The organism is Methylomarinum sp. Ch1-1 (assembly GCF_030717995.2).
In the GTDB taxonomy this organism is placed as follows: Bacteria; Pseudomonadota; Gammaproteobacteria; order Methylococcales; family Methylomonadaceae; genus Methylomarinum; species Methylomarinum roseum.
Map to the genome: position 1 here is coordinate 2,921,199 of NZ_CP157743.1, position 15,655 is coordinate 2,936,853.

General features: G+C 51.9%; 13 protein-coding genes and 2 pseudogenes. 9 read left to right on the forward strand and 6 right to left on the reverse strand.

Going from position 1 to position 15,655, the window contains the following annotated elements; all coding sequences use genetic code 11:
- The first annotated feature begins 16 nt into the window (after positions 1–16).
- From Q9L42_RS13450 to Q9L42_RS13460, 3 genes are read left to right on the forward strand one after another with little or no spacing between them, the layout of a single operon-like run.
- Positions 17–919: a hypothetical protein gene (locus Q9L42_RS13450; protein ID WP_349431238.1), complete on the forward strand. Its 903-nt coding sequence runs from the start codon at positions 17–19 to the stop codon at positions 917–919.
- Entirely contained in the window at positions 897–2,975 is a 2,079-nt protein-coding gene (locus Q9L42_RS13455) for an RHS repeat-associated core domain-containing protein (RefSeq protein ID WP_349431239.1), read from the forward strand. The genes Q9L42_RS13450 and Q9L42_RS13455 overlap by 23 nt, the downstream gene beginning before the upstream one ends.
- A 6-nt stretch (positions 2,976–2,981) precedes the next feature.
- The gene (locus tag Q9L42_RS13460) at positions 2,982–3,362 is read left to right on the forward strand and encodes a hypothetical protein (protein WP_305907881.1); all 381 of its coding nucleotides are present in this window, start codon (positions 2,982–2,984) and stop codon (positions 3,360–3,362) included.
- On the opposite strand, the gene Q9L42_RS13465 is transcribed toward Q9L42_RS13460, so the two are convergent.
- From Q9L42_RS13465 to Q9L42_RS13475, 3 genes are read right to left on the reverse strand one after another with little or no spacing between them, the layout of a single operon-like run.
- Positions 3,359–3,547: a hypothetical protein gene (locus Q9L42_RS13465; RefSeq protein ID WP_305907880.1), complete on the reverse strand. Its 189-nt coding sequence runs from the start codon at positions 3,545–3,547 to the stop codon at positions 3,359–3,361. The two genes, Q9L42_RS13460 and Q9L42_RS13465, sit on opposite strands and share 4 nt — an antisense overlap.
- Positions 3,548–3,584: 37 nt before the next feature.
- Positions 3,585–3,734 carry a helix-turn-helix domain-containing protein gene (locus tag Q9L42_RS13470; protein WP_349431240.1) on the reverse strand — a complete coding sequence of 50 codons (150 nt, stop codon included), beginning with the start codon at positions 3,732–3,734 and terminating at the stop codon, positions 3,585–3,587.
- Between the two features lie 13 nt (positions 3,735–3,747).
- Positions 3,748–4,074, reverse strand: coding sequence for a recombinase family protein (locus Q9L42_RS13475; RefSeq protein ID WP_349431241.1), 327 nt, complete (start codon positions 4,072–4,074; stop codon positions 3,748–3,750).
- A 292-nt stretch (positions 4,075–4,366) separates the two neighbouring features.
- On the opposite strand from Q9L42_RS13475, the pseudogene Q9L42_RS13480 reads away from it, so the two are divergent.
- Positions 4,367–6,016: pseudogene (locus Q9L42_RS13480) on the forward strand (DUF4158 domain-containing protein); the annotation flags it as partial.
- Positions 6,017–6,032: 16 nt separating this feature from the next.
- Here the strand turns inward: Q9L42_RS13480 and Q9L42_RS13485 are convergent.
- A complete protein-coding gene (locus tag Q9L42_RS13485) occupies positions 6,033–6,629 on the reverse strand; it encodes a transposase (RefSeq protein WP_349431242.1) in 597 nt (198 codons plus the stop codon).
- Positions 6,601–7,377, reverse strand: coding sequence for an IS701 family transposase (locus Q9L42_RS13490; protein WP_349431243.1), 777 nt, complete (start codon positions 7,375–7,377; stop codon positions 6,601–6,603). Before Q9L42_RS13490 ends, Q9L42_RS13485 begins: the two co-directional genes overlap by 29 nt.
- Before the next feature lie 198 nt (positions 7,378–7,575).
- Between Q9L42_RS13490 and Q9L42_RS13495 the strand changes: the two are divergent.
- From Q9L42_RS13495 to Q9L42_RS13510, 4 genes and pseudogenes are all read left to right on the forward strand, one after another.
- A pseudogene (locus Q9L42_RS13495) lies at positions 7,576–9,001 on the forward strand (transposase); the annotation flags it as partial.
- Positions 9,002–9,138: 137 nt separating this feature from the next.
- On the forward strand, positions 9,139–9,807 hold the full coding sequence (locus tag Q9L42_RS13500; protein ID WP_305907876.1) for a haloacid dehalogenase type II: 669 nt from the start codon (positions 9,139–9,141) through the stop codon (positions 9,805–9,807).
- A gap of 384 nt (positions 9,808–10,191) precedes the next feature.
- Positions 10,192–11,205 carry an IS110 family transposase gene (locus tag Q9L42_RS13505; RefSeq protein WP_305907107.1) on the forward strand — a complete coding sequence of 338 codons (1,014 nt, stop codon included), beginning with the start codon at positions 10,192–10,194 and terminating at the stop codon, positions 11,203–11,205.
- 457 nt (positions 11,206–11,662) lie between these two features.
- The gene (locus Q9L42_RS13510; RefSeq protein ID WP_305907875.1) at positions 11,663–13,219 is read left to right on the forward strand and encodes a mercuric reductase; all 1,557 of its coding nucleotides are present in this window, start codon (positions 11,663–11,665) and stop codon (positions 13,217–13,219) included.
- Between the two features lie 387 nt (positions 13,220–13,606).
- On the opposite strand, the gene Q9L42_RS13515 is transcribed toward Q9L42_RS13510, so the two are convergent.
- A complete protein-coding gene (locus Q9L42_RS13515) occupies positions 13,607–14,509 on the reverse strand; it encodes a LysR substrate-binding domain-containing protein (protein ID WP_305907874.1) in 903 nt (300 codons plus the stop codon).
- A gap of 273 nt (positions 14,510–14,782) precedes the next feature.
- Between Q9L42_RS13515 and Q9L42_RS13520 the strand changes: the two genes are divergently transcribed.
- Positions 14,783–15,652 (forward strand): hypothetical protein, encoded by an 870-nt coding sequence (locus Q9L42_RS13520; RefSeq protein WP_349431244.1) that lies wholly within the window; start codon positions 14,783–14,785, stop codon positions 15,650–15,652.
- Positions 15,653–15,655: the final 3 nt, after the last annotated feature.

The window sequence follows — 15,655 nt, forward strand, 5'->3', positions numbered from 1 at the left end:
CAACCAAATCGATCCGGTGAAAATCGTCAAATGGCGTAACGGCAGCGAAGAAACCGTGGCTGAATTCGAATGGAACGACCACCACAACCTGGTCCGTGCCACCGACGGTTTAGGCCATAGCACCACCTTTACCTACAATGCCGCCGGGCAAATACTGACCCGCCGCAATGCCTTGGGCCATGTCACCCGCTACGAATATGACGCGCTGGGCTATCGGGTCAAGGTGAGCTATCCGAGCGGCAAAACCGAACAATACGCTTACGACGACAGCGGCCGCGTCGTCGCCTACACCGATACCGGCGGCCACACCCGCACGCAAGCCTACGACGACTTGAATCGGCTGCTCAGCGTGAGTTATGACGACGGCACCGCGGTGGAATACACCTGGGACAAGCTGGACTTGGTCAAAATACGCGACCGCCTCGGCCGCGAAACCCATTACACGTATGACGCCCTGCGCCGCAAAATCAGCGAAAAAGATCATCTGGGCCGGGAAACCACTTATGCCTACGACGCCAGCGACCGGCTACTCTCCGTAACCGATCCGTTAGACCAGACGACCCACTACGAATACGACATCCAAGGCCGCAAAACCGCCATGATCGATGCCGAAGGCCATAAAACCCGTTACGTTTACGAACAAAGCACGAGCCGTTTAGCCCGTGTGATCGACGCCGACCAGGGCGCGAGCGACTTCGACTATGACCGTTCCAACCGCCTGGTGGCTGTGACCGACCCGAACGGCCATGCCACCCAATATCTATTGGACGAAGTCGGCAATACCTTGCAAACCGACAGTCCGGACAGCGGCTTGACCGCCTATACCTATAACGTGCTCGGCCAAGCGGTGCAAAAACCGACGCCCGCGGCAGCGTCAGCCATACCATTACGACGCCTTGAACCGCCTGACCGAGGTTAACTATGCCGATAGCGGCTACGACCTGCGCTGGTATTACGACGGCGACAACTACGGCGACTCCGTAAGCACCGAACTGCGTCAAACCGCGCTCGGTAAACGCACCGGAATGAGCGATCCGACCGGCCAAACCCAATGGTTGTACAATCGTTACGGCGACATCGAACGCCAGGATACCGGCTTGAGCGCTTTGGGCGGCAAAACCTTCAGCCAACAATTCGCCTACGACTACCGCTACGAACCGGGCCAAGGACTGTTGACTCAACACGTTTACCCGAACGGCCAAGTCTTCGACTTCCAATACGACAACCATGGCCGGGTCGAAAGCATAGGCAGCACGGCGGGCGGCGGCAAAACGCCGGTCGTTTCCGGCGTCAGCTACCATCCGGTCGCGGCCGACGGCATCGCCGCCTTCCAATATGGCAACGGTATCCATTACCAACGCCAGGTGGATGGACTCGGAAGGCTTACCGAGCTGAACCTGAGTGGCCAACAAACGGTATTCCACCGGCAATGGCAGTACACGCCGGCATCCGACGTGGCGGCTATCGGCGATCTGCTCGATCCCTTGCAAAACCGCACTTACCAATACGACGCCTTGCATCGCCTAAGCCAAGCGGCCGGACCGTTTCCGAATGCGTATCAATACGACGCCAACGGCAACCGCACCGTCCGCAATACCGAAAACTACGGCATCGATGCCCACAGTAACCGGCTACAATCTATCTCCGATAGCGGGCTGAATACCGCCTTGAGCTACGATGCCGCCGGCAACCTGATCGAAAAAACCGCTGGTAGCGCCGGATACGCCTATCAATACGATCCGCACAACCGCTTGGCGAGCATCGCCGGCGGCCAAGGCCAAATTGCCAGCTATCAATACAACGGTCTCGGCCAACGCGTGGTCAAACAAAGCGCCGAGGGCGCCGAATACAGCCTGTACGATCTGCAAGGCCGGCGCATCGCCCAACTGAGCGGCAGCGGCGAACTGCTGCACAATACCCTGTATTGGCAAGGACAGCCGCTGGCGCAGTACCGGACCGATCGCGAAGGCGTCTACCGTTTTCTTTCCAAGAAACCGCACCGGGATGCCGAACTGCGTGTCGACATCAACACCCGGCGCATCCGTCTGCTCCGCATCGACGGCAGTTTGCTGGACACCGTCATCGACGCCGCCTTATGGCAGATCGATACCACCGGCGCAGGCACGGTCTACCATTTCGCCATCGGTCAAGGCGCAAACCAAGAACTTAAAGGCTGGATACGCCTGCCCGACGACGGCAAAGGCTTCGCCCATATCATGGACAAAACTCAGGGCCATCCCCAGGAATACCGGCTGGACGAAAGCGAGCGCAGCTTAAACGCCTATTATTACCACCTCGACCACATCGGAACGCCGCAAGTCATCACCGACCAAGCGCAAAACATCGTCTGGCAAGCGAGTTACGCGCCGTTCGGACAAACCGCGATCACCACCGAAACCATCGACAACGACTTGCGCTTTCCGGGGCAGTATTACGATCGGGAGTCGGGCTTGTATTACAACTGGAACCGGTATTATGATCCCAATATTGGACGATACATTACCTCCGACCCGATTGGGCTTGAGGGTGGGCTGAATACTTATGCCTATGTTTATAACAATCCGCTTAGATATACCGATCCTCAGGGGTTAGTTGCAGGTGATGCTGCGGCTGTAGCTCTCTGTCTTGCCAATCCAGTTGCTTGTGCGGCAGCTGGGGTGAGTGTTGCTTGTATCCTGAATCCAAGTTGTCGGGATGCTTTGCAGCGTGGAGTTCAGGCTTGTGCGAATGCTATGCACAACGAGGCTGATGATTCTAGCGATTCTCAAGATAAATATTTGGGCAAAAGTGACGAGAAAAAACTCAAAGATATATTGGCTGAAGAGGGAGAAACGATAGAGGATTTAAAGACTCCAGGTGGGAAAGGGGCAGGAGGATATGACTTATATGTCAAACCAAATGGAGATATTGTTGTTAAGCCAAAAGGTGGATCGGGGCCAGGAGAGCCTACTGGGTTTAATGTCAACAATTTGTAGAAAATTATGGAAGAATTTTATTTGAATCTAATTGGTTCTGGGTTTTCAGATGAATACATAAGCCTTAAGTATCAAGAGGATATTGTTTTTCACAAAAAAGGTGATGTATGGCGCTCTCGCACAGGTGAATTATATGCGAGTAATTTTTTTAAATACCGTATTAAAGTTGTTTATGAAATTGGTTTTTTAGTAGCTATAGATCACCTTATTGAAAATATTGATAACGATCAGAACCTTAAAAACCTTGTGTTTAATAGCTCTCAACTTGAGGTTCAAATTTCAATCTCGCTAGATGAGAATATTAGGGTGCCCCATTTTCATATGACGCCAAGTCAAATGTTATATTTTGCTAATATTGGAGCTGAATTAGACTTACATATTTCTTAACTGCTGGGAAGATGGATACGGCCATACGGCGTATGAATCGCACGGTGGTGTGTTGTAGGGTTCGGATTCCAGACAAAACCCTTAGCCTTGTCCGCCGCCTGCGTAGCGCCGGGTTCCGCCTTTTCGGCTTGCGATGTCGCCGGCTTATCGCCCTTGGGTTGCTTTCGCGTCTGCCCCGGATTCAAAATCAACCTGTTTGCATACAGCTTTACGAAGGAATCCTTACGTCTCTGATTCCTGCCGGTTCTTTTTCTTCGCGGACAGAATACGATAGACCGTAGCCTCGCCGATGTTCAATTGGCGGGCGATTTTGCTTTTGGTCAATCTGCTATCGGCAAGACGCACGACTTCTTCCCGCAACGCATCGTCCAACGGTTTACGGCCTTTATACTTGCCGGCGGCCTTGGCCTAGCGACGCCTTCCGTTGCCGTTCCAGCATCATTTCCCGCTCGAACTGGGCAACGCCGCCTAAAACGGTCAGCATTAATTTGCCGGTCGGCGTCTGGGTGTCCATACCCAGATTCAAAATCCTGAGACCAACCGCTTTTTGTTCCAGCGTGTTAATAATCGTCATGAGGTCAGCGACCGACCGGGCAAGCCGGTCGAGTTTGGTGGCCACCAGTACATCGCCTTCCCGCGCAAAGTCCAAGGCCGCTTCGAGCTGTATGCGAACCGCGACAGACGATACTTGCTCCTGAAATATTTTTGGCACTGAACGGCTTCGAGTTCCCAGAGCTGCGCTTCGAGGCCGGCAATTTGATCGATGGTCGAGGTTCTGGCGTATCCGATGATCATTTTCTATCAAATGAATTTTTAATGTTGTGATAGACTGTCGATCATAAAGTAAAATGCTGTCTATTGATAGACTTTTCGGTTCGACTCCCAATCGATCACTAGACCTTGATCTATTGATAGGCATCATTTGTCAAAATCCTGTTTCAGAAGCAACTGTGATCGACATAAGATGCCTTGTCATAGCAATCGCCGGCAATCCTACAAAACACATGGCACGACTGAACATATTGACCCAGGACGAAATCAACGCGCTTTATTCGATACCCAAGCTCGATGATGAAGAGCGGTCATTTCTGTTCTCCCTCGATGCAGACGATAGAGCCGTCCTCGATAGCCTCGAAAACAACACCGCCCGTAAAGTCGACTATGTCTTGCAGCTAGGCTATTACCGAGCCGTCAATTATTTCTTCCTGTTCAGTTTTCAACGGGTGAAAGCGGATACGGCTTTTATTATGCAACTGTATTTTCCGGGAGAGCCCTTTCCTAAAAAACAGGTATCGAAAAATCACCATTACCGGAACCGTTGCGAACTGATGCGTAAATTCGGTTTGAAAGAGGCCGATGCCGGCTTTCAGACCCAATTGCTCAAAGAGGCCAAAGGCTTGGTCAAACGCCACGCGCTGGCAAAATTTGTGTTGGAAGGCTTGCTGGTCTACTGCCAACAACAGAATGTAATCCGGCCGGCGTATTCGACTTTCCAGGATATCGTTTCGACCGCGCTTCAGGAAGAGCGCAACCGTTTAGTCAATAAGCTGTACACCGATGCCGATAAAGCACTTCGCGCGCAATTGGATAAGCTTTTACAAAACGACGAGCTGTTTTATAACCTCACCTTACTGAAAAAGGATCAGAAGAATTTCAGCACCACGGAAATCAAGAATAGCGTGGCCAAACAACAATTGATCGTCGACATTTATCAACAGTCCCGGCTTCTGATGCCAAAACTGGGGTTGTCGGAACAGAATATTATCTACTATGCGAATCTAGCGGAATTCTACACCATCCAGAAACTTAGGCGGATTAGCGATAAAAACCTGACCCGGCTGTATTTGCTTTGCTACGTGCATCGCCGCTTTCTTAAAATCAACGATTCTCTGGTGACCAGCCTCATCCAGAAGATGAACAAATATGCCGATGACGCCGACGATTATCAACGCTCAAAAATTGAGCTGCTGGAAAACGTCGATACAAAACTGAGAAATCAGGCTTGCCAAGTGTTAGCCATTAATATCGATAGCCGCATTCCCGATGAACAAGTGAGAGCCAAAGCCTTCGAGGTGGTTCCACAGGCCGATTACAGACAGTTCCTGGATGATTTTAAAAGCCCAATCTGGATCGGGATTTTATCGCTGGCAATACTACACACAACAAGCCTTGACCATTAAGAAGAATATTCGGCCCTTATTCAAGGTGCTGGAGTTTTCTTGCACGAATGAGGGATTGACGCAGGCCATTGCTTTTTAAGAAAACATCTGAGCACGGGCCAATCTTTTCGGGATTATCCCTATCAAGAGGCGCCCCTGAACTTTTTTCCCCAATCGCTAAAAAAGCTTCTCACCCTCAAAGTAAAAACCGACGCTCAAAAAGTCGTCAAGCGGGTCGATGGCGACCGCTACGAATGCATGGTTTACCACCAGATCAAGCAAGGTATAGCCAACAACACGGTCTTCATCAAAGACAGCATCAACTATCGTACCCTGGACGATGAGCTGATAGACGCGGAACATTGGGCCGAGCACAAGGATGAAATTTTAAAACAGCTCAATATGCCTTTGTTGTCGATGGATATTGCTACCTTGCTGGACGAACTCGAAAAAAACCTGAAACCCAAATACGACTTGGTCAATCAGCATACTGAAGTTTCCTAAAAACGCCTCAAGCCACCATGCGTAACAACACCGCGACCAGCGAATTTTTCATGGGATTGGTGGGTTTATGGCAAAGCCTATCAAAATCTTCACTCAGTGAGGCTTCGGCGATGAGGCGCCGGACATCGGAAAAGGCGAAACTCGTCCGCCCCTTGACCTTGTGCCGACGTTGCGGATCCGCTTTGATGCGATCGGCGTACATCCAGGTGACCGTGGTGGCCATCATACAGAAATGCAGGTGGTTTATCACGGCCTGGGCATTCCGGCTCTGGCATTTTTGACTGCCAATGTCTTGCTTGAGTTCTTTAAAGCCGGACTCGATCTTCCAGCGAGCGCCATAATATTCGATGACCTGGGTGACCGACAAGTCGAGATCGGTCGTAAACAAGGCGACCCACTGGGTTTTACGAAACACCCACACGACCTTGATGGGGCATTTTAAGGTCTTCAGCATGACGGTTTTCTCAACCGCCAGTACTTCGCGTACTTTGCCATACAGGTTAACCTGATAGGCAGCAGTTTGCTGCCGGAGCGCGTGCGCTCGGTCGGTCACGGTCCCCAGACGCTGGCCGTATTTACGGGGGGCGTCCGCGTGTCTTGGCATCGGCGGACCGGGCGTCGGGGAGCGCATAGAGCACCTGGTTGCTGCGCAATCGGGATAACAGGTGAAAACGTTCGCCTACCGTTTGGCGCACCGGCTTCCATAACCCCTGATTCCCAAACCAGCTGTCGGTGACCGCCAGCATTGGTGTCGAAGCAAAGTGACCGGCGACGGCGATTAGCAATTCCGCCGCTTGCGTGAGTTTGCTTTGAAACGGCGCGACTTGGCCTTTGATTTTGGCGGTTTCCTTTTGTTCGGCGATCATGTGACGGGGTAAGTAAAAACGAAAGCCCAAAAACAAACAGGCCCAACGACCTTTGACCTGCTTCAGTAAGCCGATCGACACCACATTTTGCGCCCAGGGGTAACGGCTTTGATTCGCTTTGGCGGCATGATCGAAAATCGACGCGCAGCCGAAAATGTGTTGACCCACTTTGAGGTTGATAAAATCGTCCAAGCCAATCAATAAGCGGCCATCGGTCGTGGGGGACGGAATCAATCCCCACAGCGTCGTCCAAAGCCTTTCCCAGGGCAGTGTCGACGAAGCCATGAAGGTATAGAACCGCTTTTGCTTAATCTCGATCCCGAACAAAGTCTCCAAGGCCCGCCATAAATTAGACGACATCGATGAGGTAAACGGAACAATCACGGCGAGCAGCGTGTAGACAAACAAAGAAGCTCGCTCCCGTCCCAGATCAGTCTCGGAAAAATGGGCTTGGAGAGGGCGGAGAAGATCGCGTAAAATGAACATGAATGAGGCCCTTTTGTTTGTGTAATCAATGATTTAGAAACCAATATTATACTACAAAAGGCGACCTCATTCACCCATAAGCTATTGTTTTTAATGAGATTCGGCATAGCCTAACAATCAATATTAGAGCCAGCTAATGTTTAAGCTGAATATTAGCATTATCTGATATTCCTTGCCCTCAAAAAATTGGGAAACTTCAGTCAGCATATTCATGCCGGCGAAAATACCAGCCTAAAAATTCAGCACAATAAGCAAGGCGACAGCGTCAAATGGACGCTGCCGTATACCCGGCTCGATGACGGCGTTAACAACCCCTTCTACGAAAAGCTTCATGTTTGCAGTATTGCCGATATTCTCAAGTTTTCAGCGGAAAACACGGGGTTTCTAAAATCATTTTCGCACCTTCAACCCAAATACGCGAAATCGTTCCCCGATTCCGAAGTCATTCATGCCTGCATTATCGCCAACGCGACGGGGACGGAAACCAAAAAGATGAAAGCGATTAGCGATATAAAAGAACAAGACCTGGATCGGGTGAATAAGAACCATATTCGCTATCAAACCCTCGCGACAGCCAATGATGTCATCATGAATCATACGGCCAAATTGCCCATTTTTTCGGAGTACAACTTGTCCGATTATGGCGTTCACGCCAGTGTTGACGGTCAAAAGTTCGCAACGAAATACAATACAATCAAATCGCGGTATTCGAAGAAATATTTTGGCATGTTGCAAGGCGTGGTCTTATTCTCACTAAACGCCAATCATCTACCGCTTTGTCTTAAGGTCATCGGCGCCAATCAGCATGAAAGCCATTTCTTGTTGGATATTGTCGAAAGCAATACTTCGGATGTTGAAATTACGGCTGTTTCCGGCGATATGCACAGCATCAATCGCGTCAACTTCGCCCTGATGTATCTGTTCGGTTACCGGTTTATGCCGCGCTTTACTCTGTTGCGGGACAAATCCGAGCATGATCTGGTGTGCTTCGATGAGATCGAGCACTATGCCAAACAAATTATCAAACCCAGCAAAAAGGTTAATAAAGCCCTGATTATCAAGGAGTGGGATAAGGTCTTGAGAATACTGGCTTCACTGACCACTAAAAAGACGACACAAAGCCAGATCGTCAGCAAATTATCCTCTTATAAAAAGCTGAACCCGACCTTGAAAGCGCTGATCGCCTTCGATGAAATCATCAAGACCGATTATTTGCTGGATTATATCGACAACAAAGAAGTACGCGAGGTTGTGCAAGGTTCATTGAATCGCGGCGAATCCTATCACCAATTAAGCGCGACCATTGCCAAAGTCAGCGGCGGCCGGATGCTCAATGGAAAGACTGAAATTGAACTCGACATCAATGCCGAATCCATCCGGCTCATTGCCAACGCGGTGATTTTTTACAATGCAACTATTTTGTCGGCACTTTATCAGCATTATCAAACCTCGGACCCAAGCAAAGCGAAGGAAATACTGCGTTTTTCACCCGTCGCCTGGCAGCACATCAACTTCATCGGCAAATATGAATTTTACAACCAGGGAAGTCTTCTTAATATTCAAGAGGTTATCAAAAAAACTGATTGGGGATTCTGAAATCGATTTTTCGGCTACAAGCCAGTGATACCAAGGGTTTCAGCGAGGTGCCGGGATAAATCGTTCTTTTGGTTAATTAACCCCTTGACGGGAAATGATTCAAGGAACGGATGGGATGCGTAAGCCGTAAAGCACACAAGGGTAGAACCACCGGGAGCCAAAATTATGACGAAATTACTTATCAATGGCATTGTCTTCGACATGTACGGGACGGTTGTCGATGTTGGGGCGGTCGCCAAAGCCTGTAAAGAGGTGGCGCCCGATCCGATCGCTTTTAACAAGCAGTGGCGAGCCAAGCAGCTTGAGTACACGTTTTTGCGGGTGCTGATGGAGCAATACCGGGATTTCTGGCAAGTGACCGGGGAAGCGCTTGAGTTTGCTGTAGAGCGCTTCGGCTTGCAAATGACCACCGGGCAACGGCAACGGCTGATGGAGGCCTGGCTGCTTCCCAGTCCGTACCCCGATGTCGCAGCGGCTCTGCCTCGACTGAAGGAAAAATACTCATTGGCGGTATTGTCCAACGGAACTCCGGAAATGCTTAGTAGCGGCTTGGAGCGAACCGGGCTCCGGCCACACTTTCAGTGGGTGCTCAGCGCAGATGCAGTGAAACTTTATAAGCCTTCACCCAAGGTCTATCAGCTTGCGCTACAGCAAACGGGACTTCCAAAAGAGGAGGTCCTTTTCGTCTCCTCGAACTCCTGGGATGCGCTGGGCGCTAAAAGCTTCGGCTTCAAAGTCTGCTGGATCAATCGGACCGGTGCGCCATTCGATGCCTTGGGCCCCAGGCCGGATCTGGTTGTCAAGAACTTCGATGAGCTGACGAATGTCCTGTGAAAATGAAAAAGGCAAGGTTCAATGCCATCCTCCAGCTTGTCGACAAATCCACGTTGTCGAGCTGAGGGTCGATAACAGCAATTCCCATCAGTTTGAGTATTTTTGCGGGGTTTAGGGCACAGGGTGTGTCTGTCGAGGAGCGCCGTTCACCCAGCACCTAAATTATGCTGGAATGTAAAATATAGTCCAGTAGCCATGGAATTTAGGTGCTGGGTAAACCCATCCCTGGGGGCTTGACGGCAGCATCCTTGCTGCCGACATCCTCGCCAAACACACCCCATGCCCTTTTTGAACGCCAAAGTGATGATATGGACTCCTCTCCACCCTCTAACGGTGTCACAATACACCTACTAACAACTTAAACAGAACAAAGAGGAGTTCGAGATGAATCTTAACGTAGTGGGTTTAGATATTGCAAAACTAGTGTTTCATATGTTCATGATGCAAGACGGCAAAGCAAAGAAAAAGAAATTGAAACGGTCGGAACTGTTGGCCTTTGTGGCTCAGATGCCGGTGAGCGTGATCGCGATGGAAGCCTGCGGCGGCGCTCATCATTGGGCCCGGGCATTTCAGGCCCTGGGCCACGAAGTAGTGCTGTTGAATACTCGCTTCGTGAAGGCATTCGTGGTTGGCAATAAAAACGATTACAACGACGCCGAGGCGATTTACACGGCGGCCTGCCAGCCGAACAAACGCAGCGTGGCGATCAAAGGCATTGAGCAGCAAGACTTAGCCATGCTGCAAGGTGTCCGGCGAGGTAAGGTGGACGAACGCACGGCCTTGGTCAATCAAATGCGCGGTTATCTGGCTGAACGAGGCATCGTGCTGCCGCGTAGCGTGAATCAGTTCAGAAAACAACTGCCCAGTATTCTGGAGGACGGGGAAAATGACCTCAGCACGCTGAGCCGGAAGCTGTTTGCCGAGCAGTATCAAGCGCTGAAAGCCTTGGACGAAGCGATCCGGGCTCTGGACCGGGAAATTACGGCAGTATGCCAAAACAATGCCTTAGCCCGACGATTGCTTGACATACCGGGTATCGGTCCTTTGACCGCCATTTTGGCCACGGCTGACGTCGGCGATGGCAAGGGTTATGATTCGAGCCGAGATTACGCGGCCAGCTTGGGCGTGGTGCCAAGGCAGCACAGCAGCGGCGATAAGCAGGTATTACTGGGCATCAGTAAACGCGGCAACCGCCAATTGCGCACATCCTTGATTCACGGGGCAAGAGCGGTGCTGAAATACTGCGGTGACAAGAGCGACCCCTTGAGCCTGTGGCTCAAAGGCTTGATTGAACGGCGAGGCTTCAACAAAGCGGCCGTGGCTTTGGCCAACAAGAACGCCCGGATCATTTGGGCGCTGGCAACGCGTGGCGGCGATTACGTGCCACAAATGGCCTAAGCCGATGAAAACCGGGTTATCCACCCTTTGCCCACAAGCTCCGAGCACGATTGAAGGGCTCTACGCATGTGGACAAAGCGTGGATAACCCTAACAACACTGTAGTAAACGAGTTCAACCAAATTGCGGAGGCAAGACTCTCAAAGTGATGACATTCAACAGGTCAGACCGGCGCTTTTAAAATCCGTTATTCCCGAAGATTCCTTGAAATCGGCAAAGTGATAGAGATAAAAGCGCGCGGATAGCTTCATCAGGGCCCGAAGGTCGATAAATACCTTCATCAAGAGGCCGAATATATGGCGGCAATCTCGATCTCTGTTGGAAACATCATTTTTGAACAATCTTGGCTTGCAATTGGAGAGGAGTCCATATATGGGAATTGCTGGGGTCGATAGGGCTGATCAACTGCCGTTCAATCAAACAAAGACTGTCTCGTTAACTACACAATGGAGGAATCAATGACTTATCAAGAAACCATGAATCCGGTCGATCAGCCGGTGATCGAGCGATTGCCGCAAACCAGTCCGGCGGACGCGTTCAATCAGGAGCTGGTTCGCAACGTTCATCCTTCGGACTGGGTGAACCCGAAACCGGCCGGGCGATACAATTTGGTCGTCATCGGAGCCGGCACTGCCGGCTTGGTCACCGCGGTCGGCGCGGCGGGACTAGGGGCCAGAGTCGCGTTGATCGAACGCAGTCTGATGGGCGGCGACTGTCTGAATGTCGGTTGCGTGCCGTCCAAGGGCGTCATCAGCGCGGCAAGGGTCGCGGCAGCCGTGCGCAATGCACGCGAGTTTGGTGTCGAAGTGCCTGACGGGATGAATGTGAACTTCGCCGCCGCCATGCAGCGGATGCGACGATTGCGGGCCAGTATCAGCCTGAATGATTCGGCGTCACGATTTCGTGATCTCGGTATCGATGTCTATTTCGGGCAGGCGCGCTTTGTGGATTCCAGCACTGTTAACGTGGACGGCAGCCATCTTCACTTCAAGCGGGCGGTGATCGCAACCGGTGCGCGCGCCGCGGCGCCGCCGATTCCGGGTTTGGATGCCGTTGACTATCTGACCAATGAAACGTTGTTCTCGCTGACCGAGTTGCCCGCACGATTCGGCGTCATTGGCGCTGGACCGATCGGCTGCGAAATGGCCCAGGCGTTCGCACAGCTGGGTTCCGAAGTCTTCCTGGTGGAGGCGACGCATGGCATCCTGCCGCGCGAAGATCGTGACGCGGCCGGGATCGTGCAACAGGCGATCACACGATCCGGCGTCAAGTTGCTTTGCTGCGGCAAGAAACTGGAGATCAAGCACGATGGCGGCATTCGGCTCGTCGTCGAATCGCACGGCCAGGGCTATGACGAGCCGATCGACAAACTGTTGGTAGCCGTCGGCCGGGCGCCCAACGTCGAAAATCTGAACCTGGAAGACGTAGGCGTTGATTACGACAACAAGGGCGTTAAGGTCAATGAACGCATGCAAACGACGAACTCCCGGATTTACGCCGCCGGAGACATTTGTTCGCCGTTTCAGTTCACGCACGCGGCCGATTTCATGGCGCGCATCGTGATTCAAAACGCGCTGTTCAAGGGTCGCAAGAAGTCCACGTCGCTGGTGATGCCCTGGTGCACCTACACGTCACCAGAGATTGCCCACGTCGGGCTCTACGAGCATCAAGCCCAGGAACAGGGAATCGAAGTTGACACCTTCGTGCAGGCATTCAGCGATGTCGACCGCGCGATCCTGGACGGAGAAGACGAAGGCTTCGTGAAAATCCACGTCAGGAAAGGGACTGACAAGATCATCGGCGCCACCCTCGTCGCGGGCCATGCGGGCGACATGATTTCCGAGATCACCCTGGCCATGACTCACGGCCTGGGACTGAAGCAGATCGGCAGCACGATTCACCCGTACCCGACCCAGGCCGAGGCGATCCGCAAACTGGGCGATCAATTCAATCGCACGCGCATGACACCCCTTGTGAAGTGGCTCTTCAACAAGTGGCTGGCCCGGACCCGTTGATGGCCCAAGCCCGCAGTCGTTATCCGCTCTTCGGCTCTCGGAACCCGCATTCAATGCCCGGGCTTATCAAGACATGCCGGAGATTCGGAACCTTTATTGGAGTGGAGCAGCTTCTGGCGGCAACGACAGAAGAGAGGCAAGCGGGATTTCTTGTGAATGAAAACAGTCGTGTAAAATGAGCGTCCGCACTAACTATTCAGCGCCTACAGCTGTACTGTTTGGACTCGCTCTGGATTGGCAATATTCGCTGTGGGAGCGACGCCTACGTTGCGACACGCGACGAGGAGGGCAGGGCGTCGCTGCCGTCGAGGATCTTGATGCTTTTGCTGTCCTGCAGACGGACTCGGATCGTGATGGCAATCTCCCGTCATCGTTTCGTTTGCGTGTCTATTGAAAGTTGATGTCCTCGGCGGCTTCCAACAATTCTTCGATAAAATGACGGCCGTAAGCGGGTAGATAGTTTTGCCGCAAATAGGCGATTTTGGTCACCGAGCTTGGAATAAGACTGGACAAATTGCGAACCACTAAATCGGCATCGGCAACCGCATCGTAAGCCATTTCGGCGATCAAGCCGACCCCCAGACCCAGCCGCACATAGGTCTTGATGACATCGGTATCGGCGGCCGCGAGCACCACATCCAAGGTCAAGCCAGAGTTCTCGAAGGCTTTTTCGATATTGGAGCGGCCGGTAAAACCGAACGAATAGGTCAGAACCGGACACGAAGCCAGCCGCTCCAATGTCAGTTCTCCGCTCGCCAAAGGGTGCTGTTTCGGCATTACGACGGCATGATGCCACTCGTAACAAGGTTTGACGACCAGCGTTCCATCCTCGGACACCTTTTCGGTGCAAATGGCCAGATCGGCCTCGCCGTTGTGCAGAAAATCGATCAGGTGCTCGGGCGAGGATTGTACGATATAGACTTTGACTTTGGGGTATTTGTCGCGGAATCGCCGAATCGGCTTTGGCAGGAAATATTTGGCTTGGGTATGCGTGGTCGCGATGTGCAGGATGCCGGTGTCGCCGTTTTTATATTCGGACGCGATCGACAGGATGTTTTTTTTGGCCTGCTGCATGGTCTGCGTTTGGGCCAACACCTTTTGCCCCAAAGGCGTCAATCCTGTCAACTTCTTGCCATGCCGGGTCAGCAGCGGCGAACCCAGTTCCTCCTCGAACAATTGTAATTGGCGGCTGACTGCCGATTGTACGACATGCATGCGGTCGGCGGCTTTCGACAGATTGAAGCCGTTTTCGTAAAGCACCCGCAATAATTCAATTTGGTTCATATTCATGATGATTGACATTCCTTTTGTTAGGCGACCGGGAAACAACCGTGACGGATGCATTATCTAAATTTTAGAATTAAAAATCTAATTATATCGTTTTTAGAAAAGTATTGAATTCGCTAAGCTACAGCCATGCAATGAAGATTGCCATCATGAGCATTGTCTGAAGGAGCGGGTGATGTTGTCCTCCTCAAAAATAAGGATATCTTTCCGGCGGAGCCTATGCTCCGCCTTTTTTAAACCTGAAGCGCAAATCCAATAAACGACAAGGAGCGAAAAATGCCTTTACAACAACTGGTCGAATATTTCAATGATCGCTTGGAGTGGGAGCATCGTACCCATTTCCGCCCTTTTTTCTTGAAACAGGGCGCCGTTCATGGCCTATTCGGTCCCATTCGGATCGGAACCCATTTGGAGCCGGTCCGGGAAACGCTGGATCCTGAACGAATCCTAGGTTATGCCGCGGGCTTGCAGGTCACGACTGCCGAAATACCGCATCTTCAGAGTCATGAGCTGGAGCTGATTCTGTCGCTGCCCAACAGGCGAGCATTCGGCGCGGATTCGATCGTCGAATTCGATCGCCTGGCTCGCACTGTGCACATGCTCAATTTTCTGCCGCATTCGCATGAGCCGGTTTTCCTGCAATTGGAGGTCGATCCCCGGCACATCCTCGGCGTCAAAAAAGACCACGGCGCTTATTTCAAGGAAGTCATCGCCAAATGCGGCCTGGAGACCGGCAATATCGTGATCGCCTTGCGGCTCAGCCCCGTCTATGCGCAATACTACGAAGCGTTGATGGTCGGACTCGAAAACTACCGGAAACGCGGATACCGCCTGGCCCTGAAGCTTGACTATCCGGCGCTGGGCGGTTCGGCGGTGGCGCTGATAAGCACGCTGTCTCCGGATTGGGTCGAGGTGTCCGCCAAGGGCTTCGCCGTGATCGAAGACCCGAATTTGTCGCAAAAACTGCAACAGGCGCAAAGGCTGGCGGCTTCGGTCGGAGCGCGATCCGTATTGTCGGATATCGACGATCAAAAGATCGATAATTTGGCCCGCGATGTCGGTTTTGAATGGGTGGCGGGAAGCTATTACCAAACACCCGGTTCGGTCTGGAAGGATGACTCGCCACGTTTGGCGCAAGTTGGTTGAACC

Bases quoted from the DNA above. Each gene is read 5' to 3' on its own strand.
- Q9L42_RS13490 (WP_349431243.1), bottom strand. From the start codon at position 7,377: ATGTTCATTTTACGCGATCTTCTCCGCCCTCTCCAAGCCCATTTTTCC.
- Q9L42_RS13510 (WP_305907875.1), top strand. From the start codon at position 11,663: ATGACTTATCAAGAAACCATGAATCCGGTCGATCAGCCGGTGATCGAG.
- Q9L42_RS13460 (WP_305907881.1), top strand. From the start codon at position 2,982: ATGGAAGAATTTTATTTGAATCTAATTGGTTCTGGGTTTTCAGATGAA.
- Q9L42_RS13520 (WP_349431244.1), top strand. From the start codon at position 14,783: ATGCCTTTACAACAACTGGTCGAATATTTCAATGATCGCTTGGAGTGG.
- Q9L42_RS13505 (WP_305907107.1), top strand. From the start codon at position 10,192: ATGAATCTTAACGTAGTGGGTTTAGATATTGCAAAACTAGTGTTTCAT.
- Q9L42_RS13485 (WP_349431242.1), bottom strand. From the start codon at position 6,629: ATGCCAAGACACGCGGACGCCCCCCGTAAATACGGCCAGCGTCTGGGG.
- Q9L42_RS13500 (WP_305907876.1), top strand. From the start codon at position 9,139: ATGACGAAATTACTTATCAATGGCATTGTCTTCGACATGTACGGGACG.
- Q9L42_RS13515 (WP_305907874.1), bottom strand. From the start codon at position 14,509: ATGAATATGAACCAAATTGAATTATTGCGGGTGCTTTACGAAAACGGC.